We start from the raw sequence: 22,993 nt of genomic DNA on the forward strand, positions 1-22,993 counted from the left end.
CTCGGGCTGCATTCTGCGGCGACCGGCTTCCGTCCTTCATTCCTCATTTCGTCGTACGCGTACGACATGCGCGACATCGATCGTCGTGTATCCATTCGTCACATTCCGTCGGTGTTCTTTCGTGCAGCGGCGTCGAGTGACCTTGGTAATATGACAAAGTCGTTTCATGACTTCGTTCGGGGAGGGGGAGCGGGTGGTCATAAGAAAAAAGAGTGCGGAGTTCGGGGGGGAGCGGGTCACGCCTGTGGCCTGGTTGAAGGCGAAGCTCGGTGTGCCCGAGCATGCGACGTATCTTGGGTTCGGCGTGCAGAAGGAGGGTGGGGCGCTTTTTCTCGCCGTCTGTGATCCTGCTGCTGCGCCCTCGGACTGGGGCTGGACGCCCTCAGTCGAGCAGGCACGGAAGTTCGTCGGCTGGCGCGAGGCGGTCGATGCATCGGAACGCTGTGCGGGCAGCGGCGTCGTGCTGTATTTCGACTACGGCGAGGAAATCTGGGTGTTTCCGGCGCGTTAGTCGGTGGAACGGCAGCGGTCCCGCCCGCGGGGCGGGACCGCCTTATTCATCCGTAGCGTAGTTCCGTCGCCTTGCCCCAGAACACGCGGTGCGCAAAGAAGGTGTAGGCGAGAATGGCCGGCACGGTGATGGCGCAGCCTGCGAGAATGAGATTGAGCGCAGCGGTGGAGCTTGCCGCCTGCCAGATCGTGATGCGATCCATCACGACGAAAGGGTAGAGGCTGTAGGCGAGGCCCAGTCCCCCCATCAGGAATATCCCGACGGTCAGGATGAAGGGCAGCCAGCACAGCGTGCCCAATGCGCGTTTGCCGTTCAGTGTCCACCACAGTGCGACGAAGCAGGCGAAGGTGGCGAACGGTATCGGCAGCAGGCCGATGAACTGCGGCAGACTGAACCAGCGCGCGCTGACCGTATCGCTGACCCAGGGTGTGGCAAGCGAAATGAGGCCCATGCCCACGACGACCGGTATCAACGCAAGTCGTCCCCAGTGTGCCGCTCGCGATTGCAGATCGCCTTCGGTCTTCAGTACCAGCCAGGTGGCGCCCATCAGTACATAGGCGCAGGGCAGTGCGATGGCGATCGCCAGCGCGAACAGGTCGTAGGCGCCGCCGTCGGCAAAGCCGGTGATGAAGCGACCCAGCATCCAGCCCTGGGCGACCGAGGTGACGGTCGAACCGGCAAAGAAGATGAAATTCCACAGCGGCTTGTGCCTGTCCTGCGCCTTGACCCGGAAGTCGAAGGCCACACCACGCAGGATGAGGCCAAGCAGCATCAGTGCGATGGGCAGGTAGAGCGCGGTCATGACGACGCCGTGCGCTTTCGGGAATGCGATCAGCAGGATGCCTACGCCCAGCACCAGCCAGGTTTCGTTGGCGTCCCAGAAGGGACCGATGGATGCGATCATCATGTCCTTCTGTCCGTCGTCGGCGCGATGCAGCAGCATGCCGACGCCCAGATCGAAGCCATCGAGCACGACGTAGAGGAACATTGCGAGGCCCATCAGGCCCATGAAGATCACCGGCAGGATTTCGGCCCAGCTCATGCGCCACCTTCCTTCTTTGCGGGTTGGGTGCCGAGCAGTGTCGCCGCGCCGCCAGTGGGCGCAGGGTCGTAGCTGTCGGACGGTTTTTCGGCCATGTAACGCAGCACACTTATATATGCAGCAATCAGCAGCACGTAGGTGATCAGGTACCCGGCCAGCGTGATCGCGATGTGCGGCGCCGGCGTCGCCGAGGCGACGTCAGCTGTCCTGATCAGGCCTTGTACGATCCAGGGCTGGCGACCGATTTCGGTTACGTACCAGCCGGCGACCGTGGCGATCCAGCCGGAAAAGGTCATCGCGGCGATGCCGACCATGAGCCATTGCGGCGCGTGTTCGGGCTGCCATCCCCGACGTCGCAGCAGCCACCAGCCTGCCCAGCTCACCAGCAGCATCAGCGTGCCCATGGCGACCATGATGCGGAAGCCGAAGAACAGCGGCTTCACCGGCGGGTGCGCCTCGAATTCGTTCAGACCCTTTAGTTCGCCATCCCATTCATGGGTCAGGATGAAGGACGCCATCTTCGGGATGCCGATAGCCATGTCATTGCGCCGTTCGGTCTCGTTGGGCAGCGCGAACAGCAGCAGTGGTGCGCCCTTCTCGGTCTCCCATACGCCTTCGATGGCGGCGATCTTCTGCGGCTGATGGTGCAGCGTGTTCAGGCCGTGCATGTCGCCGACCAGGATCTGCACCGGAATCAGTACCGCCGCCAGCGTGATCGCGGCGCGCAGCGCCAGCGGTGTCGATGCGTTGGCCTTGCCACGCAGTACCTGCCAGGCTGACACGCCGGCGACCAGGAAGGCCATGGTCAGGAAGGACGCCAGCAGCATGTGTGCGAAGCGGTAGGGGAAGGACGGATTGAAGATGATTTCCATCCAGCTCGTGACATGGAATTCACCGTTGATGATTTCGTAGCCGACCGGCGTCTGCATCCAGGAATTGAGCACGAGGATCCAGAACGCGCTCATCGTCGTGCCGAAGGCGACCAGGAAGGTGGCAAGCAGGTGTACTCGCTCGCTCACCCTTCCGTGGCCGAACAGCATGACGCCCAGGAAGGTGGCTTCGAGGAAGAAGGCGGTCAGCACCTCGAAGCCGAGCAGCGGTCCGGCAATGTTGCCGACCTTCTCCATGAAGCCGGGCCAGTTGGTGCCGAACTGGAAGCTCATCGTGATGCCGCTGACCACGCCGAGCGCGAAGGTGAGCGCAAACACCTTGGTCCAGAAGCGGTAGGCGGTCAGCCAGGGCCGGTGACTGGTCTTCAGCCAGCGCCAGCGCATGAACAGCAGCATCCAGCCGAGCGAGATCGAAATGGTCGGGAACAGGATGTGGAAGGTAATGTTGGCGGCGAACTGGATGCGCGCCAGCAGGACGGGATCAAGATCCATCGGTGTGTCTCACTCCTTGCTGCCGGATTTGAGCTGGCCGGTCAGTTCCAGCAGTTTCTGGACTCTTGCGCCCATTCGCATCAGCTTGGCCAATGTCTGTGCGTCGAGTCTCTGTACATCGTCGAACCAGTTGCTCATCAGTTCGATCAGGTCGTGCATGCCCTTCATGCGCTCCTGGGCGACCTTGTCCTCGTCGCAGCTCGGTGTTTCGAGCAATGCGCTGCGCAGCATCGACAGGGTCGGTTCCATTTCGCGCCGGCGGCGCTCTTCCGCCAGCGTGCGGAAGATTTCCCAGGCGTCGCTCGGTGCGTCGAAATACTCGCGGCGGTCGCCGGCCACGTGCCTCAGTTTCACCAAACGCCACGACTGCAGCTCCTTCAGCCCCATGCTGACGTTGGAGCGCGAGTACGACAGCGTCTCGGCGATCTCGTCGGCGCACAGCGGCTTCGGCGACACGAAGATGAGTGCGTAGATCTGGCCAACCGTGCGGTTGATGCCCCAGCGGCTGCCCATTTCGCCGAAGTGCGCAACGAAGCTATGTACCAGCGGTGTCATGATCTTCGGACTTTTCAAGTGCTATCTGAATGGCTGTTAATATAAATCAAATTTCAGAAAATACTGAAATTTCGGAAAGATCTGATCGTGCTCGGGCCACGGACGGATTGTGCGTCGAGGCGGCTGGCGTCGATCCGTGATCGCGGGCGGTGTCGGCTTCCGCCACCGCGCCGGCGTTGCGGTGCAGCACGCAGGCAGACGGGGCGCGTCGGTATTGGTACAATCTTGGGTTGTCCTTCCGTTTCCCTAGCCGCCTTTACCGGAGATACCCATGGCCGCAGAACGTACCCTTTCGATCATCAAGCCCGACGCCGTCGCCAAGAACGTGATCGGCAAGATCTACCAGCGTTTCGAAGACGCCGGCCTGAAGATCGTCGCTTCCCGCATGACCCAGCTGTCGCGCGCCGAAGCCGAAGGCTTTTACGCCGTGCACCGCGAGCGTCCCTTCTTCAAGGATCTGGTCGATTTCATGATTTCCGGCCCGGTCATGATCCAGGTGCTGGAAGGCGAGGGCGCCATCCTGAAGAACCGCGACCTGATGGGCGCCACCGATCCGAAGAAGGCTGCGCCGGGTACCATCCGCGCCGATTTCGCCGACTCGATCGACGCCAACGCCGTTCACGGTTCGGATGCTCCGGAAACCGCCGCCGTCGAGATCGCCTATTTCTTCCCGGCGCTGAACGTCTATTCGCGCTGAGAGAGTACCCGCGTGACCCGCACCAACCTGCTGCAATTCGACGCCGAGGGCTTCGCCGACTTCTTCACGAGTCTGGGCGAGAAGCCCTTCCGCGCGCGGCAGGTGATGCGGTGGATACACCGCAATGGCGAAGGCGACTTCGACGCGATGAGCGACGTCGCCAAGTCCTTGCGTGCCAAGCTGGCGGACATCGCCTGCGTCGAGGCCCCGGTGCCGGTGCGTGACAGCACCAGTACCGACGGCACGCGCAAATGGCTGATCGACGTCGGTGCCGGCAATGCGGTGGAGACCGTGTTCATTCCGGAAGAGCGTCGCGGCACGCTGTGCATTTCGACGCAGGCGGGTTGTGCGCTGGACTGCGCCTTCTGCTCGACCGGCAAGCAGGGTTTCAATCGCAATCTCGAAGTATCGGAGATCATCGGTCAGCTCTGGCTTGCCAACCGTGCGCTCGGCGCGGTGCGCGGCGGCGAGAACGACGGCGAACGCGTGATTTCCAACGTCGTCATGATGGGCATGGGCGAGCCGCTGGCCAATTTCGACGCCACGGTGGCGGCACTCAAGCTGATGCTGGACGATAACGCCTACGGCCTGTCACGCCGTCGCGTGACAGTCTCGACCTCGGGCATCGTGCCGGCGATGGATCGCCTGCGCGAGGCCTGCCCGGTCGCGCTGGCGGTGTCGCTGCACGCCCCGAACGACGCGCTGCGCGACGAGCTGGTGCCGATCAACAAGAAGTACCCGCTGCGCGAGCTGCTGGCAGCCTGCGTGCGCTATCTCGATCGCGCGCCGCGCGACTTCATCACCTTCGAGTACGTCATGCTCGACGGCGTGAACGACAGCGACGAGCACGCGCGACAACTGGTCGATATTGCCCGCCAGGTGCCGTGCAAGTACAACCTGATTCCGTTCAACCCTTTCCCGCAGGCGCCTTTCGGGCGTTCGTCGAAGGAGCGCATCCGCCGCTTCTCCGAAATCCTGATGGCCGAAGGCATCGTCACCACGACGCGCAAGACGCGCGGCGACGACGTCGATGCCGCGTGCGGCCAGCTCGCCGGCCAGGTGCTCGACCGCACCCGGCGCACCCGCAAGACCATCCCGATTCAGGAGGTTCCCGCACGGTGAAAAGAATGATTGCAGGCGCGGCCGCCGCGCTGTCCGCGGTATGGCTGTTGGCCGGCTGCGCTGGTGGCCAGGCCACCCGGCCGGGCACCACCGCATCGAATGCCCCGTCTACGCCGGCGTCCGACTACCGGCCGGTCGAGAACATCGTTACCGGCGCCGCCCGCACCCGCGCCAAATCGCACACCGAGCTCGGTCTGGCCTATCTGGAGGCGGGCAACGTCGCGGTGGCGCTGGACGAAGGCCGCCAGGCCCTGCGCGACGACTCGTCATACGGCCCCGCCTACAACCTGATGGGTCTTGCCCACATGTACCTGCAGGAACGTCCGCAGGCACGGGAGAATTTCGAGAAGGCATTGCGCCTGTCACCGAGCGACCCGGACATCAACAACAATTTCGGCTGGTTCCTGTGCCAGAGCGGTGAGCACGCACGTGCGATGGAACTGTTCAATACGGCGATCAAGAACCCGCTTTACGCGCACCCGACCCGCCCCTACACGAATGCCGGCCTGTGTGCGATGGAGGCGGGCGATCTGGCCGGGGCCGAGGTGAATTTCCTGCGTGCGATCAACGCCGATCCGGACAACCTGCAGGCTCTCTACAACCTCGCGGCTCTGTTCTATCGCCGGGCGAACTTCTACGAGGCGCGCAAGTATCTGAGCGACTTCCATGCCAAGACCGACCCGGTGGCGGAAAGTCTCTGGCTGGCCGTGCGTATCGAACGCAAGCTCGGTGACAAGGCGTCGGAATCGGGTTTTGCCGGTCAGTTGCGCCGCCGTTTTGCCGGTACGCCGCAGCACCAGGCGCTGATGCAGGGGAACTACGACTGATGACGGTCGATAACGCAGTGCAGGAGTCATCTTTGCAGCAATCGGTCGGTGCGCAACTGCGCCGTGCGCGCGAAGCGCGCGGCATGACGGTCGAAGGGGTCGGTGCTGCGATCAAGCTGGCTGCGCGCCAGGTCGAGGCCATCGAAGCGGACGCCTACGCAGAACTGATGAATCCGACCTACGCCCGTGGTTTCATCCGCAACTACGCTGCCCTGATCGGTCTCGATCCGAAGGCGTTGCTGGCGCAGCTCGATCAACAGCAGGTGCGGGCGACGCCGCAGCTGGTCGAGCAGGCCGACGTCGGCGTCGCGATGCCGGTGCAGTCCCCGCGCCGCAAGTGGTTACTGCCCCTGTTTGCACTCAGCGTGCCGGTCGTCGTCGCCATCGCGCTCTATCTGTGGTCCGAGTTCTGGACTGCGCCGCCCGGTGAGCAGGTGCAGGTGGAGCAGGAGGCGGTGATGCCGCCGCCAGACGCGGTGGCCGAGCCCGAGACCGAGCCGGCGACCCCGAGTGCCGACGCGCAGGCAGCCGATGCCGTCGCGACCGAAGCGACGCTCGCTGCCGCGTTGCCCGAGGCTTCGCCGCCGACGGCGGCCGAAACCGTCAGTGCGCCGCCCGTGGCGGGGCAGCGGCAGCTTGCATTCACCTTCGCAGCCGATTCCTGGGTCGAAATCCGTGACGCGCAGGATCGCATCATCCTGTCCGAACTCAATCGCGCCGGCAGCTCGCGCACCGTTGGTGCAGTGTTCCCGGTGTCGCTGGTGATCGGCAATGCGAAATCGGTCCGCCTGAGCATCGACGGCACGCCGCATGATCTGGCCCCGGCGACCAAGGTCGATGTTGCCCGTCTGAGGCTCGAATGATGAGTGAACTGTCCTCTGCCATTTCCCGTCGCGCCACGCGCACCGTGCGCGTCGGCGGTGTCGTCGTCGGATCGGCTGCACCGGTGGTGGTGCAGTCGATGACCAACACCGATACCGAGGATCACATCTCGACCGCGATCCAGGTCGCTCAACTGGCGCGCGCCGGCTCGGAAATCGTGCGCATCACCGTGAACACGATGGAGGCTGCCGCCGCCGTGCCCAAGGTGCGCGAGCAGTTGCTGAAGATGAACGTCGACGTACCGCTGGTCGGCGACTTTCATTTCAACGGTCACAAGCTGCTGCGCGAACACCCGGCCTGCGCTGAGGTGCTCGACAAGCTGCGCATCAACCCCGGCAATGTCGGCAAGGGCAGCAAGCGCGACGAGCAGTACGCCGCACTGATCGACATCGCCTGCCGCTACGACAAGCCGGTGCGCATCGGCGTGAACTGGGGCAGCCTGGACCAGGCGCTGCTCGCCCGCGTGATGGACGAGAACGCGCGTCGCCCGCAGCCCAAGGATGCGGTCGAAGTGATGCGCGAAGCCATGGTCACCTCGGCGCTCGAAAGTGCGGCGCAGGCGGTCGAGTGGGGACTGTCGCCGGAGAAGATCATCCTGTCCTGCAAGGTGAGCGGTGTGCAGGACCTGATCGCCATCTATTCCGAGTTGGCGAAGCGCTGCGACTATCCGCTTCATCTGGGCCTGACGGAAGCCGGAATGGGTTCCAAGGGCATCGTCGCATCGACCGCCGCGATGTCGGTGCTGCTGCAGCAGGGTATCGGCGACACCATACGGGTGTCGCTGACGCCGGAGCCGAACGGCGACCGCACGAAGGAAGTGATCGTCGCCCAGGAAATGCTGCAGACCATGGGGCTGCGTGCCTTCACGCCCATGGTCGCGGCCTGTCCCGGCTGCGGTCGCACGACCTCGACCTTCTTCCAGGAACTCGCCGCCGACATCCAGACCTATGTGCGCGACAAGATGCCGGAGTGGAAGACGCAGTACGACGGCGTCGAGCGCATGACGCTTGCCGTGATGGGCTGCGTCGTTAACGGCCCGGGCGAGAGCAAGCACGCCAACATCGGCATTTCGCTGCCCGGCACCGGTGAAACGCCGGTCGCGCCGGTGTTCGAGGACGGCGAGAAGACCGTCACGCTGAAGGGCGACAATATCGCGGCGGAGTTCCGCGGCATCGTCGATGCCTACGTGGCCCGCACTTACACCAAGAAGATCGCCGGCAGCACCGGCGCCTGAACGAAGAGCAATGAGCAAACTGCAAGCCGTTCGCGGCATGAACGACATCCTGCCGGACGAGGCGGAACGCTGGGAAGCATTCGAAACCATCGTGCGCGACTGGCTGCGTGGCTACGGCTACCGGCCGATCCGCATGCCGCTGCTGGAACATACGCCGCTGTTCAAGCGCGCCATCGGTGAAGTGACCGACATCGTCGAGAAGGAAATGTATTCCTTCGAGGACGCGCTCAATGGCGAGAACCTGACGTTGCGCCCTGAGGGCACCGCCTCCTGCGTGCGCGCGGTGACCGAGCACAACCTGCTGTACGACAGCCCGCGCAAGCTCTGGTACATGGGCCCGATGTTCCGCCACGAGCGTCCGCAGAAAGGACGCTACCGGCAGTTCCATCAGGTCGGCGTGGAAGCGCTGGGCTATGCCGGGCCGGACATCGATGCCGAACTGATCATCATGTGCCAGCGCCTGTGGGACGACCTGGACCTGATGGGCATCAAGCTCGAGATCAACTCGCTCGGTTCGCCGGAGGAACGCCTGAAGCACCGCGCCGAACTGATCGCCTATTTCGAGGCGCACCAGGACCAGCTCGACGAAGACGCGAAGCGCCGGCTGCACAGCAATCCGCTGCGCATCCTGGACACCAAGAACCCGGCCATGCAGGCGCTGGTCGAAGCGGCGCCCAAGCTGTCCGATTATCTCGGCGAGGAGTCGCTGGCGCACTTCACCGCGATCCAGGACACGCTGCGCGCGGCCAACATCCCGTTTCGCATCAACCCGCGCCTGGTGCGCGGGCTGGATTACTACAACCTCACCGTGTTCGAGTGGGTGACCGACCAGCTCGGTGCCCAGGGTACGGTGTGCGCAGGCGGACGCTACGATGGCCTGATCGCCCAGCTCGGTGGCAAGCCGGCGCCGGCGGCGGGTTTTGCCATGGGTATCGAGCGCCTGATGGCACTGTGGGACGCGAAGCAGGCCGACGCGCTGGTCGATCGGGTCGAGGTGTACGTCGTGCACTCCGGCGCAGGCACCCAGGCGGCCGCCTTCACGCTGGCCGAGCGTCTGCGTGATGGCGGTTTCGCAACGCTGATGCACTGCGGCGGCGGCAGCTTCAAGTCGCAGATGAAGCGCGCCGATGCGTCCGGCGCCATGGTGGCACTCATCCTCGGCGAGGATGAGGTCGCGGCCGGCGAAGTGACCTTCAAGCCGCTGCGCGGTGGCGAGCAGATGCGCGTCAGTCTCGACGATGTTGGCGAGCATCTGGCCGCCATGCTGCTGGACGACTTCGTCAGCGACCGCGACGACACTTTCCAATAACGAACTTTCAATAACCGGATTACCGGGCAGGAGCCGACACCATGGCAGCACTCGATCTGGAAGAACAGGAACAGCTCTCCGCCATCAAGGCGTGGTGGAACCAATGGGGCAATGCGATCACCTGGGCAGTGATCGCCATTTCGGCCGCCATCATCGGCCAGCAGGCATGGGGCTGGTACAACCGCGACCAGTCGGTCAAGGCGAGTGCCGTGTTCGACACGCTGCAGGAGGCGGCCCTGGCCGGTGACCTGAAGAAGACGCGCGAAGCGGCGGGAGAACTGACCGAACACTACGCCAGCAGCCCGTATGCGTCGCTGGGCGCACTGCTGTCGGCCAAGGTTCACGTCGAGAACAGCGATACCAAGACGGCCCGCGCGCAACTCGAATGGGTGAAGGACAAGGCGCCGGAGGACGTGCTGCGCGATCTGGCCCGCCTGCGTCTGGCCTACGTCATGATCGAGGAGCAGGCGTTCGACGACGCCGCGAAGCTGCTCGACGGCAAGGCCGAGGCGTCGCTGGAAGCGCGCTTCCTCGAAGCACGTGGTGATCTGCACCTGATGCGCGACCAGCGCGACGAGGCGCGTGCCGCCTATCAGTCGGCGCTGACCAAGCTGGACGACATGATCAAGGCCGAAGGCGAGGCGGCGTCGCTGGCTCAGCAAGGCTATCGCAGCGTGATCGAAATCAAGCTGGACGCCGTGGGGGGCAAGCAGTGAAACGTGCTTCGGCCCTGCTGCTCGTCGCGGCGCTGACCGGGTGTTCGTCGCTGTCGCTGGACAGCCTGAATCCGTTCAGCGGCCCGTCCAAACCCAAGGTTCCGCCGCTGGGCGTGATCCAGCCGACGGCGCAGCTGGCCGAGGTTTGGCGTTTCGGCGCCGGCAAGTCGGAAAATTTCGTGTTCGAACCGGCGGTGATCGGCGGTACGGTCTATGTCGCCTCGCGTGAAGGTTCGATCGCACGCATCGACGACGGCCGCCAGATCTGGAAGATCGATGCGGGAAAGAACCTGTCGGGTGGTGTTGGTGCCAATGAGCGCATGCTGGTGGTCGGTACCGAGAAGGGCGAAGTGCTCGCGTTTTCGACCGACGGCAAGCCGATGTGGCAAGGCAACGTCACGTCGGAAGTGCTCAGCGCGCCGGAGGTGTCGGACGACATGGTGTTCGTGCGCAGCGCCGACAGCCGCATCCAGGCTTTTGCAGCCGCCGACGGTGCCCGCAAGTGGAACTACCAGCGTGCCAACCCGGCGCTGACACTGCGCACCCACGCCGGCCTGATCACGACGCCGTCGCTGGTGCTGGCCGGATTTCCCGGCGGCAAGCTGGTGGCGATCAATCGCACGAACGGTTCTGCGGTGTGGGAATCCAACGTTGCGCTGCCCAAGGGCTCGACCGAGCTGGAGCGCATCGCCGACGTGACCAGTCCGCCGGTGATCGCCGGTCGCGAGGTCTGCGCTGCCGCTTTCCAGGGACGCGTCGCCTGCTTCGAACTGAGCAGCGGCAACACGGTCTGGACGCGCGACATTTCGAGCAGCGCCGGCATCGACATCGATACACAGAATCTCTACATCAGCGACGACAAGGGTGCGGTGCACGCGCTCGATCGCGCCACCGGCGCCAGCCTGTGGAAGCAGGACAAGCTGGCCGGCCGCTTCCCGGGCAAGCCGCTTGCACTGGAGGGATTTGTTGCGGTCAGCGATGTCGAAGGTATCGTGCACCTGCTGCAGCGCGAGAACGGTGCCTTTGCTGCCCGCCTGAACGGTGACGGCAGTGCCATCAACGCGGCGATGCAGCCCTACGGACGCGCATTCATCGCCCAGAGCCGCGCCGGCAGCGTGCGCGCGCTGTCGGCACGCTGAGGAACTGATTTGAAACCCGTACTGGTACTGGTTGGTCGCCCCAATGTGGGCAAGTCGACACTGTTCAACCGTCTCACCAAGACGCGTGATGCGCTGGTCGCCGATTTTCCCGGGCTGACCCGTGATCGCCACTATGGCAACGGCCGCATGGGCGACCGCCCTTTTCTGGTGGTCGATACCGGCGGCTTCGAGCCGACCGCGCGCGACGGCATCATGGTCGAAATGGCGCAGCAGGCCGAGCAGGCGATCGCCGAAGCCGACGTGCTGGTGTTCATCGTCGATGGTCGTGCCGGGCTGACCGCGCACGACCGCGAGATCGCGGCCCGGCTGCGTCGCGTCGGCAAGCCTCTGGTGCTGGCCGTAAACAAGGCCGAGGGCATGCGACGCGAGATCGTCGCGGCTGAGTTCCATGAACTGGGCCTGGGCGACATTCACGTCATTTCGTCGGCCCATGGCGAGGGCGTGCGCAATCTGGTCGATCACTGCCTCGAGCCTTTCCCGCAGGATCCGCAGGACGAAGACGATGTCCGCGGCCCGAAGATTGCCGTCGCCGGTCGTCCGAACGTAGGCAAGTCGACGCTGATCAACGCGCTGCTCGGTGAGGAGCGTGTGATCGCCTTCGATCAGGCCGGCACCACGCGCGACGCGATCAGCATTCCGTTCCAGCGTGGCGGCAAGGAGTACACGCTGATCGACACCGCGGGCCTGCGGCGCAAGGGCCGGGTGTTCGAGTCGATCGAGAAGTTCTCGGTGATCAAGACGGTGCAGGCGATCGAGCAGTCAAACGTCTGCGTCCTGGTGCTCGACGCGACCCAGGAAGTGTCGGATCAAGACGCCCACATCGGCGGCTTCATCGTCGAGAGCGGCCGTGCGCTGGTGCTGGTGGTTAACAAATGGGATGCAGTTGACAGCTACCGCCGTGAAATCTTCAAGCGCGAGATCGCACGCAAGCTGGGGTTTCTCGGCTTTGCCCGTCAGCTGTTCATTTCGGCGCTGGAGGGGCAGGGCGTAAGCGGCATTTTCGGCGCAGTGGACGCCGCCTACGCCGCGGCGATGATCAAGCTGCCGACGCCGCGCCTGACGCGAGCGCTGCAGGCGGCGGTCGAAAAACAGGCGCCGCCCAAGCACGGTCTTTTCCGCCCGAAGATGCGTTACGCGCACCAGGGCGGCATGAATCCGCCGGTCATCGTGATTCATGGCAGTGCACTCGAACACATTGCCGACAGTTACCGGCGTTTCCTCGAACGCAGTTTCCTCGAAACCTTCAAGCTTCAGGGCACGCCGTTACGGGTCCAGTTCCGCACCGCGCACAACCCTTTTGCCGCACGGGAAAAATGATCGGCCGCTCCGGGATCAAATCGGCTGACGCCGCGTCCAAGGCTGCGGTGCATCAAAAAATCCAGTACAGTTGAATTTCAAATATACAAGAGGTGTTCCCATGAGCAACAAAGGGCAAATGCTACAAGACCCCTTCCTCAACACCCTGCGCCGTGAGCACGTTCCGGTCGCGATTTACCTGGTCAATGGCATCAAGCTGCAGGGCCAGATCGAGTCTTTCGACCAGTACGTCGTGCTGCTGAAGAACACGGTCACCCAGATGGTTTACAAGCACGCGATTTCCACCGTCGTGCCGGCCCGTCCGGTCAATATCCAGCACGACCAGGGCGAGGGCAGTTGATTCCGTTCCAGATCTCTTCCATGAAAGCCTGCGCGGATGTTTGATCGTCCGTCAGGTGGGGAGCGTGCGGTCATCGTCCAGCTCGATCTTGGTGCGAGGGACTACGAAGACCGTCTCGACGAATTCACGCTGCTGGTGCGCAGTGCCGGTGCCGAGCCGGTGGCTCGCGTCGGTGGGCGCCGGCAGTCGCCGGACCCGGCCACCTTCGCCGGCAAGGGCAAGGTCGCGGAAATCCTCGATCTGGCCAACGCCAACGAGGCCGACATCGTCCTGTTCAACCACGAACTGTCGCCCGGACAACAGCGCAATCTCGAGCGCGCGCTGTCGCGCCGCGTGATCGACCGCAATGCGCTCATCCTCGACATTTTCGCGCTGCGTGCGCGCAGCCATGAGGGCAAGCTGCAGGTCGAACTGGCCCAGCTCGAACACCTGGCTACCCGTCTGGTGCGCGGCTGGACTCACCTGGAGCGGCAGAAGGGCGGCATCGGCCTGCGCGGTCCGGGTGAAACCCAGCTCGAAACCGACCGCCGTCTGCTCGGACAGCGCGTCAAGGCGCTGAAGGAAAAGCTTGAGCGTGTCGAGCGCCAGCGCGGCGTGCGGCGCAAGTCGCGCGAGCGCCGTGAAACCCCGGTAGTCGCCCTGGTCGGTTACACCAACGCCGGCAAATCCACGCTGTTCAATGCCCTGACCAAGGCGGGCACTTACGCCGCCGACCAGTTGTTCGCGACGCTGGACACGACGTCGCGCCAGCTTTATCTCGGCGAGTTCGGTCAGGTGGTGCTTTCCGATACCGTAGGTTTCATACGCGATCTGCCTCATACGCTGGTCGCCGCCTTCCATGCAACGCTCGAAGAGACGGCAGGCGCCGATCTGTTGCTGCACGTGATCGATGCGTCGGCGCCCGATCGGGACGCGCAGATCGCAGCGGTGGACAAGGTACTGGCGGAGATAGGCGCCGACGCGGTGCCGCAGATCCGCGTGCTGAACAAGGTCGATCTGGTGCCGGCGCTGGCGCCCGGGGCGGATCCCGGGGGCTGTGATACCATTCAAACGGCGCGCGTAAGCGCTCGCACGGGTGCAGGGCTTGCAGACCTGCGGGCGGCGATTACGCAGCGCCTGGTTGACGAACGAATAGCTGCCGCCAACCGGAAGTCACCGAATGACGATCCGCGTGGGCTGAATCTGGAACCCTCGTCGAGGTCTGCACTCCCAGTCATCTCACCGTCGGCGGGTGATGACGCTCCGTCGAGTGACGGGGCGGACGCGTCACCCGACTCATCCATCCTTACTTATCCAGTCTGAACGTGCTCAATGCGATCTTGATGTCGCTCAATGACCCCCGCTGGGGCAATCAGGGCGGCAACGGCAACAAGGGCGGCAACCAGGGACCGCCCGATCTGGAAGATCTCTGGCGTGACTTCAATCGTCGACTGTCCGGCATGTTCGGCGGCAAGTCTTCGGGCGATGGTGGCAACGAGGCGCGCCCGCCGGTCGGCCCGCGCCAGTTCGGCGGCGGCATCGGCATCATTCTCGGCCTGGTGCTCATCGTCTGGCTGGCCAGCGGTCTGTACATCGTGGACGCCAGTCAGCGCGGCGTCGTGCTGCGCTTCGGCAAGCTGCACGAAACGACCGAGCCGGGCCTGCAGTGGCGTTTGCCCTTCCCGATCGATTCGCACGAGCTGGTCAATCTGACCGGAGTGCGCACGGTGGAAATCGGCTATCGCGGCAGCGAGCGCAACAAGGTGCTGAACGAAGCACTGATGCTCACCGACGACGAGAACATCATCAACATCCAGTTCGCGGTGCAGTACATCCTGAAGGATCCGGTTGCCTATCTGTTCCAGAACCGCCTGCCGGAAGACACGGTGGTGCACGCGGCCGAGACGGCGATGCGCGAGATAGTCGGCAAGAGCAAGATGGACTTCGTGCTGTACGAAGGACGCGAACAGATCGCCGTCGATGCGCAGCGCATCATGCAGCAGATCCTCGATCGCTATCAGACCGGCATCCAGATCAGCAAGCTGACGCTGCAGAACGCCCAGCCGCCCGAGCAGGTTCAGGCCGCGTTCGACGACGCGGTGAAGGCCGGGCAGGATCTCGAACGGCAGAAGAACGAGGGTCAGGCCTACGCGAACGACGTCATTCCGAAGGCGCGCGGTACCGCTTCGCGTCTGATGGAAGAAGCCAACGGCTACAAGCAGCGCATCATCGCCACGGCGGAAGGTGACGCCAGTCGCTTCAAGCAGGTGCTGTCCGAGTACGTCAAGGCGCCCGAAGTGACGCGCCAGCGCATGTACATCGACACCATGCAGCAGATCATGACCAATACCAGCAAGCTGATGATCGACGCCAAGGGCAGTGGAAACCTGCTGTACCTGCCGCTGGACAAGCTGATGCAGCAGTCCGGCGCGTCGGCCGAGGGCGCGGCCCGCCCGGCCGAGCCGATGACCTTGCCGCCGCTGATGAGTGACCAGACGGCAAATGACGCGCGCAACCGCGAAGCGCTGCGTTCGCGTGAGCGGGGAGAGCGTTGATGAAGGAAAAGCTTCCGCTGCTGCTGGGCAGCCTCATCCTCGCCATCGTGCTCGCGTCGACCTCGCTGTTCACGGTGGATCAACGTCAGTACGCGATCGTTTTCCAGCTCGGTGAAGTCCGTAACGTGATCGAGCAGCCGGGGCTGCATTTCAAGTGGCCGCTGGTGCAGAACGTACGCGTGTTCGACCGTCGCATCCTGACGCTGGACAGTGCCGATCCCGAGCGCTTCATCACGTCCGAGAAAAAGAACGTGCTGGTGGACCTGTTCGTGAAGTGGCGCATCACCGATGTGAAGCAGTACTACATTTCGGTCGGCGGCAACGAGCGCCTGGCGGAAACGCGCCTGCTGCAGACCGTGAATGCCGGTCTGCGCGAGGAATTCGGTCGCCGCACCGTGCACGAGGTCGTGTCCGGCGAGCGCGACAGGATCATGGAAGACATGCGCAGCAAGGCCAACGTCGATGCGGTCAAGATCGGCGTCGAGATCGTCGATGTGCGTCTCAAGCGCGTTGACCTGCCGAGCGAGGTGTCGGAATCGGTCTACCGCCGGATGGAAGCAGAGCGCAAGCGGGTAGCCAACGAACTGCGTTCGCGTGGCTCGGCCGAGGCCGAGAAGATCCGCGCCGATGCCGATCGCCAGCGTGAAATCATCGTCGCCGAGGCCTACCGCGAAGCGCAGAAGATCAAGGGCGAGGGCGATGCCCAGGCGGCCGCGATCTACGGCAGTGCGTTCGGCTCAAATCCCGAGTTCTACGCTTTCTATCGCAGCATGGACGCTTACCAGAAGAGTTTCCGCAGCAAGAGCGACGTGCTGGTGATCGAGCCGAATTCGGATTTCTTCCGCTATCTGAAGAATGGTTCGAAGGCACCCGGGAAGTAAACACAGCGGGTGAAGCCGGTGGGCGTGCTGTATAGTCCACGGGTTGTTCCACAAGGGAACCGGACCGAAGGCGACAGCCCGCATTGCGGGCTGTGCCTTTTTTGCTGATGGAATCAATCCTGTTGATCGCTGTGGGGCTCATGCTCGTCATCGAGGGTGTGCTCCCCTTTGTCGCGCCCCGTCTGTGGCGCGACACCTTCCGACGGGCGACCGAACTGGCAGACGGCCAGTTGCGCTTCGTCGGCCTGACTTCAATGATTATCGGTATTGCGCTGATCGCGCTGTTCAAGTGATGCGTCGCTGGCTGCTTCCTGAATCCATAGAAGACCTGCTCCCCGATGAAGCACGGCAGGTCGAGCGTCTGCGCCGCGGATTGCTCGACGAATTCGCGCTGCACGGATACGAGCTGGTTTCCCCCCCGCTGGTCGAGTACATCGAGTCACTGCTGACCGGCAGTGGCCGCGACATGGATCTGCGCACCTTCAAGCTGGTCGATCAGCTGTCGGGGCGCACCATGGGATTGCGTGCGGACATCACCCCACAGGTGGCGCGCATCGACTCGCACCTGCTCAATCGAAACGGTGTCGTGCGTCTGTGTTACTGCGGCCCGGTCGTGCACGCATTGCCGTCCGGCTTCAACGCAACGCGTGAGCCGATACAGCTTGGCGCCGAGTTGTATGGCCACGCAGGTATCGAAGCCGATATCGAGCTGATCGGCCTGCTGCTGCGTGCGCTCGAGGTGGCGGGTGTGCAGCCGGCGCGCGTCGATCTCGGCCACGTCGGCGTGTTCCGGGCGCTGGCTTCGCGCCTGCAATCCGCGGCGCTGCGCAGCGAGGACGGCGAGCAGGAGCTGTTTGCCGCGCTGCAGTGCAAGGACCTGCCGGCGCTGCGCCAGTTGCTCGTCGATGAACCGGCCCAGGTGCGCGACGCCTTCATGGCGCTGCCGGGGCTGTACGGCAAGATCGATGTACTGGCGAGGGCGCGCGCGGAACTGCCGGACTGGCCGGACATCGGCCAGGCGCTGGACGCATTGGCGCAACTCGCCGCGGCGATCGATCCGGCCGTGGCAGGTGTGGATCTGGCCGATCTGCGCGGCTACCACTATCACAGCGGAGTGAGCTTCGCGGTCTATTGCGCCGGTCAGGCGCAGGCAATTGCGCTGGGCGGGCGCTACGATGAAGTGGGCAAGGCCTTTGGTCGGTCGCGGCCGGCAAGCGGGTTCAGCCTCGATCTGCGTCAGTTGGCGCAGCGTGCGCCGACGGCCGAGGCGAAGTCAGCCATTCTTGCGCCGGCGGTTGCCGACGCTGCGCTGAGAGCCCGCGTGAGTGCGCTGCGGGCGCAAGGTGAAACGGTGATCGCGGCTCTGCCCGGTCACGACGACGATGTGCAGGAACTGGCGTGCACTCGCCAGCTGGTATTTGTTGAAGGTGAGTGGCAGGTGAAGCCGCTCGAAAGAAAGGTTTGAGCATGGCAAAGAACGTAGTGGTCATCGGCAGCCAGTGGGGCGACGAGGGCAAGGGCAAGGTCGTCGATTGGCTGACCGATCACGCGCAGGGCGTCGTGCGTTTCCAGGGCGGCCACAACGCGGGCCACACGCTGGTGATCAAGGGGCAGAAGTACGCGCTGAACCTGATCCCGTCCGGCATCATGCGCGACGGTGTCGCCTGCTACATCGGCAACGGCGTCGTGCTGTCGGCTTCCCATCTGCTGTCCGAAATCGACAAGCTGGAAGCGGGTGGCATCGAGGTACGTTCGCGCCTTAAGGTGAGCGAGGCCTGCCCGCTCATCCTGCCTTTCCACAGCGCGGTCGATATCGCGCGTGAAGACGCACGTGGCGGCGCCAAGATCGGCACCACCGGCAAGGGCATCGGCCCGGCCTACGAAGACAAGGTTGCGCGCCGCGCGCTGCGCGTGCTCGATCTGTTCAATCCCGAGCGCTTCGCCGAGAAGCTGCGCGAGGTGATGGAATTCCACAACTTCCTGCTGGAAAAGCAGCTTGGCGCCAAGCCGGTTGATTATCAGCAGACGCTCGATGACGTCCTGGCGCTTGCGCCCAGGCTTCTGCCCATGGTGGCTGACGTGTCTGCGTTGCTGCACGCGGCGCACAAGCGCGGCGACAACCTGCTGTTCGAGGGCGCGCAAGGCACGCTGCTGGATGTCGATCACGGCACCTATCCCTACGTCACGTCGAGCAACTGCGTGGCGGGTGCGGCCAGCGCCGGCGCGGGTGTCGGCCCCGGCATGCTGCATTACGTGCTGGGCATCACCAAGGCCTACACCACCCGCGTCGGTTCCGGCCCTTTCCCGAGCGAGCTGCCGATCGAGGAAGAAGGCACCGTGGGCCATCACCTGTCGACCATCGGTCACGAGCGTGGCACGGTGACGGGCCGCGTGCGTCGCTGCGGCTGGTTCGATGCCGCTGCGCTGCGCCGCTCGATCCAGATCAATGGCGTGACCGGCCTGTGTCTGACCAAGCTCGACGTGCTCGACGGCATCGAGGAACTGCAGGTCTGTACCGGCTATCGCGTCAACGGCGAGGTGTCCGACCTGCTGCCTCTGGGTTCGGAGCGCGTCGGTGCCTGCGAGCCCATCTACGAAACGTTGCCCGGCTGGGAGGGGACGACGGTGGGGGCGAAGCGGGTGGAGGATCTGCCGGCCAATGCGCGCGCCTATATCGCGCGCATCGAGGCCTTGTGCGACGTGCCGGTCGACATGATTTCGACCGGCCCCGATCGTGAAGAGACCATCGTGCTGCGTCATCCCTTCGAGTGAGGGTGACGGGTGCGAAGAACCGCATGCCCCGGAAGGGGTGTGCGGGTTTTTTGTTTTTGGCGGCAGCAGAAAACAAAAAAGCCGACATTTCTGTCGGCTTTTCTGCTGGCTTGTTTGGTGCCCAGGAGAGGACTCGAACCTCCACACCTTGCGGCACTAGTACCTGAAACTAGCGCGTCTACCAATTTCGCCACCTGGGCAAGAGGCTGCGCATTTTATACTAGGCATCTACGTTGTCAAGAGAAAAAGAGAAAAAAGTGAAACTGAGCAAGATCCGCCGCGCGGATCCCTTCTTCGAGCGTGAAACCGCTCGCTACGAAAACCCGTTGCCGAGCCGCGAGTACATCGTTCAAGTGCTTGAGCAGGCCGCGGTTCCGATGAGTGCCGATGAACTGTTCCAGGCACTCGACATACAGCCGCACGAGCGCGATTACTTCGTGCGTCGCCTCGGCGCGATGGAGCGCGAGGCGCAGCTGATGCGCAATCGTCGCGACGCCTACATCATCCCCGACAAGGCCGATCTGATCGCCGGTCGCGTGGAGGGGCATCCCGATGGTTTCGGCTTCGTCATCGTCGGCGACGACAAGACGCCGCCCGGGGCCAAGGCGGAGCGCAAGGACATCTTCCTGAGCGCGCAGGAAATGCGCAGCGTGCTGCACGGTGACCGCGTACTCGTGCGCATCAGCGGCACCGACCGCCGCGGCCGGCCCGAGGGCAAGGTGGTCGAGGTGACCGAGCGCGCGAATTCGCGGCTTATCGCCCGTGTGGTCGAGGAGCACGGCGTGCAGTTCTGCATTGCCGAGAACCGCCGCATTCGCCAGCAGATCGTGCTGGCTGCCCCCGAGAAGGGCAAGCGCGCGCTGAAGGCCACGGCCGGTGCCGTGGTCGAGGTCGAACTGATCGAACAGCCGACGCGCTATACGCCGCCCATCGGTCGCGTGGTCGAGGTGCTGGGCAACTACGGCGACTCCGGCATGGAGATCGAGATCGCGCTGCGCAAGCACAACATGCCGCACGAGTTCTCGGCCAAGGTGCTGGCGGCGACCAAGCGTCTGCCGGACGAGGTGCGCGAGAAGGACTGCGCCGGCCGGGTCGATCTGCGCGACCTGGAACTGGTCACCATCGACGGCGAGACGGCGAAGGACTTCGACGACGCCGTGTATTGCGAGAAGCAGGGGCGCGGCTTCCGCCTCGTCGTCGCGATCGCCGACGTGAGTCATTACGTGAAGCCGGGCACGGCGCTCGATGCCGAGGCGTTCGAGCGCGGCAATTCGGTCTACTTCCCGCGCCGGGTCATTCCGATGCTGCCGGAGAAGCTGTCCAACGGGCTGTGCTCGCTCAATCCGCAGGTGGACCGCCTGTGCATGGTGTGTGACATGGACGTGTCGGCTGCCGGGGTGATCCAGCGCTACCGCTTCTACGCCGCGGTGATGAACTCGAAAGCGCGCCTCACCTACACCGAGGTTGCCGCTGCGCTGTACGACAAGGACGCCGATACGCGCAAGCGCCTCAAGCCGCTGCTGCCGCGCCTCGAAGCGCTGGACGCAGTGTTCCGTGTCTTCGGCAAGGCACGTGCGAAGCGCGGTGCCATCGATTTCGAAACGGTCGAGACGCAGATGCTGTTCAACGATGCCGGCAAGATCGAGCGCATCGTGCCTTGCGCGCGCAACGACGCGCACCGGCTGATCGAGGAATGCATGCTGGCGGCCAACGTCTGCGCTTCGCGTTTCCTCGAAGAGAGCGGGCAGGACACGCTTTACCGGGTGCATGAGGGCCCGAGCGAAGACCGCCTGCAGAAGCTGCGCGCCTTCCTCGGCGAGTTCGGCTTCCAGCTGGGTGGCGGCGACAAGCCGCACGCGAAGGACTACGCTGCGCTGCTCGAGCTCATCGGCGACCGTCCGGACCGCCAGCTGCTGCAGACGGTGATGCTGCGGTCGCTGCGTCAGGCCATCTACAGCCCCGACAACGTAGGCCACTTCGGCCTGGCCTACGAGGCATACACCCACTTCACCTCGCCGATCCGCCGCTATCCCGACCTGCTCGTGCACCGCGCGATCAAGGCCGCGCTGGCGAAGAAGAGGTACGAGCCGGGCGACTGGTCCGACATCGGTCTGCACTGCTCGACCACCGAGCGGCGCGCCGACGAAGCCAGTCGCGACGTAACCAACTGGCTCAAGTGCTATTTCATGCAGGACCGCGTCGGCGAGGAATTCGAAGGCAGCGTGTCGGCGGTCGTGCCTTTCGGCCTGTTCGTCGCGCTGGATGACGTGTTCATCGAAGGCCTGGTGCACATTTCCGACCTCGGCGCCGATTACTTCCACTACGACGAAGGCAAGCATCGTCTGGTCGGTGAGCGCAGCGGCCGCATCTATCGTCTGGCCGATCGCGTGCGCATCCAGGTCGTGCGGGTCGATCTCGACAACACGCGCATCGATTTCCGACTCGCCGGCGGTGCCGAGCGGGACTTCGGTCGTGTGCCGCAGCAGGCCAAGCTGACGCCCAAGCCGGGGCGGACCGGCGCCGCTTCGCGGCGGCGCGTAGAGAGCGACGCGTCTGCGCGGGAGGCGAAGCAGACATCGCACGCCAAGGCGAGAGAAAGAGAGAAGGCGAAGCCTGCCGCACCGGAAGCGGCAGCGCCTGCGCCGCGCACCGAACCGCCCGCCCGGGCGGCCAAGCCCAAGGGTAGCAAGGCTGCAGCTCCGAAGCCGGCAGCGAAGAAGACGGCGAAGAGCGCAACGAAGAAAATGACAGGAAAGAAGAGCGCAGTGAGCAAAACCCCGGCGAAGAAGCCGTCCGCCGCCAAGAAGAGCGGTTCCCGAGCACCGAAGTCGGCTGTGCCGAAGCGGAGGGTGCGCGAATGAGCGATACCCGCTACATCTTCGGTTTCCACGCGGTCACCGCGAAGATCCGCCACGCCCCGGATGCGGTAAAGGAGCTGTTCGTATCCACCGCGCGTCAGGACGGTCGCATGCGCGATCTGATCCGTGCCGCAGAGGCGTCAGGCGTCAAGTGGGTACAGATGGAGCCGGCACGCCTCGACGGCCTGGCCGGAGGCGCCGCGCGTCATCAAGGCGTGGTGGCGCGTGTGCTGGCGCAGATTCCCTACCGCTCGCTCGACGACGTGCTCGATACGCTGTCCGAGCCGCCGCTGCTGCTGGTGCTCGACGGCATCCAGGACCCGCACAACCTCGGTGCCTGCCTGCGCGTGGCGGACGCGGCCGGTGCGCACGCCGTGGTCGCCCCGCGCGACCGGGCGGTCGGCCTGAACGCAACGGCGATCAAGGTGGCCAGTGGTGCGGCCGACACCGTGCCGTACGTGACGGTGACCAATCTGGCGCGCAGCCTGCGCGAGATGAAGGAGCGCGACATCCTGACCATCGGTGCGGCCGGTGAAGCCGACAAGTCGATGTACGCGGTCGACCAGTCGGGCGCGGTGGCGTGGGTGCTCGGCGCCGAGGGCGACGGCATGCGCCGGCTCACCCGCGAAACCGTCGACGTGCTGGCGTCGATTCCGATGCACGGCACGGTCGAAAGCCTGAATGTGTCGGTGGCCAGCGGCGTGTGCCTGTTCGAGGCGCGGCGCCAGCGCACGGCAAAGGGCGGCTTGTAAGAATCACGGCCCGCGCGCTATACTCGCGGGCTTACCTTGCCTCACCGGATTCGCATGCCGGGAGGTGTAACCGCCGGACAGGCTCGTGTTTGCCCGGCACTG

The 22,993-nt window shown here is 64.3% G+C and carries 22 protein-coding genes and 1 tRNA gene; 19 read left to right on the top strand and 4 right to left on the bottom strand.

The features are described 5' to 3' along the window. The first annotated feature begins 166 nt into the window (after nucleotides 1-166). Nucleotides 167-511, top strand: a complete 345-nt coding sequence (locus tag IV112_RS09705) for a hypothetical protein (RefSeq protein ID WP_304003243.1) — start codon at nucleotides 167-169, stop codon at nucleotides 509-511. 46 nt (nucleotides 512-557) lie between these two features. On the opposite strand, the gene IV112_RS09710 is transcribed toward IV112_RS09705, so the two are convergent. The 3 genes from IV112_RS09710 to IV112_RS09720 are packed head-to-tail and all read right to left on the bottom strand — an operon-like array spanning nucleotide 558 to nucleotide 3,508. Continuing rightward, nucleotides 558-1,553: a cytochrome d ubiquinol oxidase subunit II gene (locus tag IV112_RS09710; protein ID WP_304003244.1), complete on the bottom strand. Its 996-nt coding sequence runs from the start codon at nucleotides 1,551-1,553 to the stop codon at nucleotides 558-560. Beyond that, complete coding sequence (locus IV112_RS09715; protein WP_304003246.1) at nucleotides 1,550-2,935, bottom strand: cytochrome ubiquinol oxidase subunit I; 1,386 nt, start codon at nucleotides 2,933-2,935, stop codon at nucleotides 1,550-1,552. The genes IV112_RS09710 and IV112_RS09715 overlap by 4 nt, the downstream gene beginning before the upstream one ends. A 9-nt stretch (nucleotides 2,936-2,944) precedes the next feature. Beyond that, complete coding sequence (locus tag IV112_RS09720; RefSeq protein ID WP_304003247.1) at nucleotides 2,945-3,508, bottom strand: GbsR/MarR family transcriptional regulator; 564 nt, start codon at nucleotides 3,506-3,508, stop codon at nucleotides 2,945-2,947. Between the two features lie 253 nt (nucleotides 3,509-3,761). Between IV112_RS09720 and ndk the strand changes: the two genes are divergently transcribed. From ndk to IV112_RS09800, 16 genes are all read left to right on the top strand, one after another. Then, a complete protein-coding gene (gene ndk / locus IV112_RS09725) occupies nucleotides 3,762-4,187 on the top strand; it encodes a nucleoside-diphosphate kinase (protein ID WP_008058959.1) in 426 nt (141 codons plus the stop codon). 12 nt (nucleotides 4,188-4,199) lie between these two features. Further along, nucleotides 4,200-5,309 carry a 23S rRNA (adenine(2503)-C(2))-methyltransferase RlmN gene (gene rlmN / locus IV112_RS09730; RefSeq protein WP_304003248.1) on the top strand — a complete coding sequence of 370 codons (1,110 nt, stop codon included), beginning with the start codon at nucleotides 4,200-4,202 and terminating at the stop codon, nucleotides 5,307-5,309. A gap of 5 nt (nucleotides 5,310-5,314) precedes the next feature. Continuing rightward, on the top strand, nucleotides 5,315-6,136 hold the full coding sequence (gene pilW, locus IV112_RS09735) for a type IV pilus biogenesis/stability protein PilW (RefSeq protein WP_304003250.1): 822 nt from the start codon (nucleotides 5,315-5,317) through the stop codon (nucleotides 6,134-6,136). After that, entirely contained in the window at nucleotides 6,136-6,999 is an 864-nt protein-coding gene (locus tag IV112_RS09740; RefSeq protein WP_304003251.1) for a RodZ domain-containing protein, read from the top strand. Before pilW ends, IV112_RS09740 begins: the two co-directional genes overlap by 1 nt. Beyond that, a complete protein-coding gene (ispG, locus tag IV112_RS09745; protein WP_304003396.1) occupies nucleotides 6,999-8,252 on the top strand; it encodes a flavodoxin-dependent (E)-4-hydroxy-3-methylbut-2-enyl-diphosphate synthase in 1,254 nt (417 codons plus the stop codon). Before IV112_RS09740 ends, ispG begins: the two co-directional genes overlap by 1 nt. A 10-nt stretch (nucleotides 8,253-8,262) precedes the next feature. Then, nucleotides 8,263-9,561 (top strand): histidine--tRNA ligase, encoded by a 1,299-nt coding sequence (gene hisS / locus IV112_RS09750; protein ID WP_304003252.1) that lies wholly within the window; start codon nucleotides 8,263-8,265, stop codon nucleotides 9,559-9,561. Nucleotides 9,562-9,602: 41 nt separating this feature from the next. Beyond that, nucleotides 9,603-10,277: a YfgM family protein gene (locus IV112_RS09755; protein ID WP_304003253.1), complete on the top strand. Its 675-nt coding sequence runs from the start codon at nucleotides 9,603-9,605 to the stop codon at nucleotides 10,275-10,277. Next, nucleotides 10,274-11,416: an outer membrane protein assembly factor BamB gene (gene bamB / locus IV112_RS09760; RefSeq protein ID WP_304003254.1), complete on the top strand. Its 1,143-nt coding sequence runs from the start codon at nucleotides 10,274-10,276 to the stop codon at nucleotides 11,414-11,416. The genes IV112_RS09755 and bamB overlap by 4 nt, the downstream gene beginning before the upstream one ends. A gap of 9 nt (nucleotides 11,417-11,425) precedes the next feature. Then, nucleotides 11,426-12,754 (top strand): ribosome biogenesis GTPase Der, encoded by a 1,329-nt coding sequence (gene der / locus IV112_RS09765; RefSeq protein WP_304003256.1) that lies wholly within the window; start codon nucleotides 11,426-11,428, stop codon nucleotides 12,752-12,754. Between the two features lie 100 nt (nucleotides 12,755-12,854). Next, nucleotides 12,855-13,094, top strand: a complete 240-nt coding sequence (hfq, locus tag IV112_RS09770; protein ID WP_019917982.1) for an RNA chaperone Hfq — start codon at nucleotides 12,855-12,857, stop codon at nucleotides 13,092-13,094. Nucleotides 13,095-13,130: 36 nt separating this feature from the next. Further along, nucleotides 13,131-14,396, top strand: a complete 1,266-nt coding sequence (gene hflX / locus IV112_RS09775) for a GTPase HflX (protein ID WP_304003257.1) — start codon at nucleotides 13,131-13,133, stop codon at nucleotides 14,394-14,396. Between the two features lie 20 nt (nucleotides 14,397-14,416). Continuing rightward, nucleotides 14,417-15,628, top strand: a complete 1,212-nt coding sequence (hflK, locus tag IV112_RS09780; RefSeq protein ID WP_304003258.1) for an FtsH protease activity modulator HflK — start codon at nucleotides 14,417-14,419, stop codon at nucleotides 15,626-15,628. Then, entirely contained in the window at nucleotides 15,628-16,509 is an 882-nt protein-coding gene (gene hflC, locus IV112_RS09785; RefSeq protein WP_304003259.1) for a protease modulator HflC, read from the top strand. Before hflK ends, hflC begins: the two co-directional genes overlap by 1 nt. Nucleotides 16,510-16,616: 107 nt before the next feature. Beyond that, nucleotides 16,617-16,802 (top strand): DUF2065 domain-containing protein, encoded by a 186-nt coding sequence (locus tag IV112_RS09790; RefSeq protein ID WP_019917986.1) that lies wholly within the window; start codon nucleotides 16,617-16,619, stop codon nucleotides 16,800-16,802. Further along, complete coding sequence (locus tag IV112_RS09795) at nucleotides 16,802-17,974, top strand: ATP phosphoribosyltransferase regulatory subunit (RefSeq protein WP_304003260.1); 1,173 nt, start codon at nucleotides 16,802-16,804, stop codon at nucleotides 17,972-17,974. The genes IV112_RS09790 and IV112_RS09795 overlap by 1 nt, the downstream gene beginning before the upstream one ends. A gap of 2 nt (nucleotides 17,975-17,976) precedes the next feature. Then, a complete protein-coding gene (locus tag IV112_RS09800; protein ID WP_304003262.1) occupies nucleotides 17,977-19,281 on the top strand; it encodes an adenylosuccinate synthase in 1,305 nt (434 codons plus the stop codon). A gap of 115 nt (nucleotides 19,282-19,396) precedes the next feature. Here IV112_RS09800 and IV112_RS09805 read toward each other — a convergent pair. Further along, a tRNA-Leu gene (locus tag IV112_RS09805) sits at nucleotides 19,397-19,481 on the bottom strand. A gap of 57 nt (nucleotides 19,482-19,538) precedes the next feature. Here IV112_RS09805 and rnr point away from each other — a divergent pair. Next, the gene (gene rnr, locus IV112_RS09810; protein WP_304003263.1) at nucleotides 19,539-22,142 is read left to right on the top strand and encodes a ribonuclease R; all 2,604 of its coding nucleotides are present in this window, start codon (nucleotides 19,539-19,541) and stop codon (nucleotides 22,140-22,142) included. Continuing rightward, nucleotides 22,139-22,891 (top strand): 23S rRNA (guanosine(2251)-2'-O)-methyltransferase RlmB, encoded by a 753-nt coding sequence (gene rlmB, locus IV112_RS09815; RefSeq protein ID WP_296811936.1) that lies wholly within the window; start codon nucleotides 22,139-22,141, stop codon nucleotides 22,889-22,891. Before rnr ends, rlmB begins: the two co-directional genes overlap by 4 nt. The last annotated feature ends 102 nt before the right edge of the window (nucleotides 22,892-22,993 follow it).

Origin of the sequence: Methyloversatilis discipulorum (assembly GCF_018780585.1) — a bacterium.
GTDB lineage: Bacteria > Pseudomonadota > Gammaproteobacteria > Burkholderiales > Rhodocyclaceae > Methyloversatilis > Methyloversatilis discipulorum_B.